This window comes from Streptomyces sp. SID4985 (genome assembly GCF_009863025.1).
GTDB lineage: Bacteria > Actinomycetota > Actinomycetes > Streptomycetales > Streptomycetaceae > Streptomyces.
In genome coordinates this window covers 1-3,409 of sequence record NZ_WWIR01000593.1, presented here as the reverse complement: position 1 = coordinate 3,409, position 3,409 = coordinate 1, and the positions used below count along the sequence as shown (strand labels likewise).

The window sequence follows — 3,409 nt, the reverse complement described above, 5'->3', positions numbered from 1 at the left end:
CCCTGACGCTGCATGATGTCGGCGCGGTTGACGGCGGTGGCCACCACGTCGACCAGCACCTCGCCCTCACCGGGCGCGGGATCGGGCACCTCCTCCCACACCAGCTTCTCGGGGCCGCCGGGTTCGGGAATGGTGATCGCATACATGCCCGCGACGCTACTCCCCGGTCCGGCGGCCCGGCACCGGACCCGCTCAGTCGCCGGGCAGCGGGCGCGGGTGCGGGGCGACCTGGGTCGCCGGGGTCGCGCGGGCGATGGTGATCAGGCGGTCCGTCAGCTGGAGGGTACCGACGGCCGGGTCGTCGTAGCCGAGCACCCGGTGTCCGCGCAGGACGCTCACCACCAGGTCCTCGGCCTCGCGCGGGGTCTTGCCCGCCTCGGCGCGGACCACGGGGCGCTCCACGATGTCCATGCCGCTGCCCTGCTGGATCAGGTCCTCCATCACCATGCCGGCGGCGGGGCTGAGCACCGAGAGGCCGAGCAGGCGTCCCGCCGCGGCGGAGCTGGTGATCACCGCGTCGGCGCCGGACTGCTTGAGCAGCGGGGCGTTCTCCTCCTCGCGCACGGCGGCCACGATCTTGGCGCCACGGTTGAGCTGCCGGGCCGTCAGGGTGACCAGGACGGAGGTGTCGTCGCGCTGCGGGGCGATGATGATCTGCCGCGCCTTGTGCACCTCGGCGCGGCGCAGGACGTCGCTGCGGGTGGCGTCGCCGACCACGCCCGCGTAGCCCTCGGCGGTGGCCGCGTCGATGGCCTTGGAACTGGGGTCGACCACGACGACCTGCTCGCTCTTCAGCCCGGTCGCGCACACGGTCTGGATCGCCGAGCGGCCCTTCGTGCCGAAGCCGATGACGACGGTGTGGTCGCGCAAGGTGGACCTCCAGCGGTTCAGGCGCCATTCCTCACGGGTGCGCTCGGTGAGGACTTCCAGCGTGGTGCCGACCAGGATGATCAGGAACAGCACGCGCAGGGGCGTGATGACGAGGATGTTGGTGAGCCGGGCGCTGTCGCTGACCGGCGTGATGTCGCCGTATCCGGTGGTGGAGAGGGTGACCGTGGCGTAGTAGAAGGCGTCGAGCAGGTCCACCGGGCCGTCGGAGTTGTCGTTGTAGCCCGCGCGGTCGGCGTAGACGACGAAGGCGGTCGCGACCAGTACGAGCAGCGCCATGACCAGCCGTTTGGCCACCTGGCGCAGCGGCCGCTCCACCGCTTTTCTGGGGAGCTTGATCCGATGGGTCACCAGATGGTCGCCGGTCTGGCGGGCTATGGCGTCATGGCCCGGAAGTTTCACGTGAAACACACCCCGATTCCACCCGCCGCCCACGGCAGGTCGAGCAGTTCCGCCCCCGCACCCTGCGCAGAGCCGCCCGGCGGTACGACGGCCAGCGCGTCGGCGGCGGCGATCCCGCGCAGCATGGCCGGGCCGTTGTAGCGCAGCGGTACGGCATGGTCGCCGCGCAGCGTCACGGGGACCAGCCTCGTGTCGTGCGGGTGCCCCGCCACCGGCTCCCGCAGCGGCAGCGCGTACGGCTCGGGGGCCGGGCGGGCCGCCAGGGCGCGCAGCAGGGGCTCGGCGAGCGTGATCAGTCCGGAGACCGCCGCGAGGGGGTTGCCGGGCAGCCCGACGAGGTGCCGGCCGTCCTTGACCCGGGCCAGCAGCATGGGATGGCCGGGGCGTACCGCGACCCCGTCCACGAGGAGTTCGGCGTTCAGGGCCGCGAGGGTGGGATGCACCTGGTCGACCGGGCCCCCGGCGGTGCCTCCGGTGGTGACGATCAGGTCGGCGCGCGAGGAGGTGATCGCCCTGCGCAATGCCTTGGCGTCGTCGCCCAGCCGTCGTACGGCGGTCACCTCGGCGCCGAGGGCGCGCAGCCAGGGCGCGAGCATCGGGCCGAGCGCGTCGCGGATCAGGCCGTCGTGCGGGAGTCCCTCGGTGAGCAGCTCGTCGCCGAGGACGAGGATCTCGGCGCGCGGGCGCGGGACAACAGCGAGAGCGTCGTACCCGGCCGCCGCCGCCAGACCGAGCACGGCCGGGGTGACCAGGGTGCCGGCCGGCACCAACTGGTCGCCGCTGCGGCACTCCTGACCGCGCGGCCGGATGTCCTGACCGTGACTCATTTCCCGGGTGGCGTGCAGTCGGCCCTGGGTGTCCGTGCGGCCGTGCTCGCTGCGCAGGACGGCGGTGACCCCGGCCGGGATGCGGGCGCCGGTCGCGATGGGGACGGCCTCGCCGTCGGTGAGCGCCTCCTGCGGGGCGTGTCCGGCGAGCACTCCGGACTCCCGCACCTGCCAGGGACCGGGCCCGGCGACCGCCCAGCCGTCCATGGCGGAGGTGTCGAAGGAGGGCAGGTCACTGAGCGCGTCCAGCGGTGCCGCCAGGACCTTACCGAGGGCGTCGGCGAGGTGCACGGAGACCGGCTCGGGGCGGGTGGTGGCGCGGGCGGCCCGGGCGGCGATCTCCCGGGCCCGGGGCCAGGGGGTGGCGGCCGTATGTCCGCCGTGGGGGCGGGCGGCGTGCCCTTCAGGGGCGGACGCGGTGGACGAGGCCGAGGGGGTCGTCGTCGCCGGGCGTACGAGGGCCAGGGCCTCCTCCACGTCCAGGTCGTCGAGTTCGTCCCCGGCGGATGCCCCGGCGCGGGTGCCGGAGGCGGTCATCCGGCGTCCGGAGCGGTGTCGCCCCCGCTGTGCTCGGCCTCCCAGCGCAGGGCCAGGGAGGCGACCTTCCCGGCGGCCTCGGCGATGGCCTCGGCGTCGCCCTTGCCCTGGGCGGCGGCGTAGCCGACGAGGAAGGTGGTGAGCGGGGCGGCCGGGCGGGCCACGCCGTGCGCGACATCGCGGGCCACGTCGAGCAGGACGCGGGTGTCCACGTCCAGGTCGATACCGAGTTCGTTCTTGACTGCGGTGATCCATTCGTTCAGCACGTGCCCATGCTCCCTGATGCGCGCCCGGGCGTGGGCGATGTCGTCCCAGGTGTCGCAGTCGAAGGACGCGAGCGCGTCCGGGACGCGGGTCAGCCGCAGCGCGGCGGTCAGCCTGCGCAACGGGAGCCCGGTCAGACCGTCGTGCTCGGCGGCGAGGGCGTCGAGTGCTTCGCGCAACGCGCCGGTGCGGTAGGCGGCCACGAGCGGCTGGTCACGGCCGTCGGCATCGGTGAGCAGCGCGGCATCGGCGCCCATCTCGCGCAGCGCGTCCAGCAGCCGCAGCACCGTGGCCTCGTCGAGGAACGGCAGGTCGGCGGAGAGGACCACCGCGAACTCGGCGGACGTGAGCCGCAGCCCGGCGTCCAGGGCGGCCACCGGTCCCGCACCGGACGGCTCCTCGCGCGTCCAGCGCACCGGCCGCGCGGTGGGGCGCGGCTCGGCCACGACGACGGTCCCGGCCGCCCCGGCACAGGCCGCGAGCACCCGGTC

3 protein-coding genes and 1 pseudogene are annotated in these 3,409 nt (G+C 74.4%); all 4 read right to left on the bottom strand.

Annotated features, from left to right (window positions below; all coding sequences use genetic code 11):
* Nucleotides 1-146: pseudogene (locus GTW40_RS25615) on the bottom strand (NAD(P)H-quinone oxidoreductase); the annotation flags it as partial.
* A gap of 46 nt (nucleotides 147-192) precedes the next feature.
* Nucleotides 193-1,290, bottom strand: a complete 1,098-nt coding sequence (locus GTW40_RS25610; protein ID WP_161182531.1) for a potassium channel family protein — start codon at nucleotides 1,288-1,290, stop codon at nucleotides 193-195.
* Nucleotides 1,287-2,654 (bottom strand): molybdopterin molybdotransferase MoeA, encoded by a 1,368-nt coding sequence (locus GTW40_RS25605; RefSeq protein WP_161182530.1) that lies wholly within the window; start codon nucleotides 2,652-2,654, stop codon nucleotides 1,287-1,289. The genes GTW40_RS25610 and GTW40_RS25605 overlap by 4 nt, the downstream gene beginning before the upstream one ends.
* Nucleotides 2,651-3,409, bottom strand: a 759-nt coding sequence (locus tag GTW40_RS25600; RefSeq protein WP_161182529.1) for a DUF6457 domain-containing protein, incomplete at its 5' end; no start/stop codon positions are given. The genes GTW40_RS25605 and GTW40_RS25600, both read right to left, overlap by 4 nt.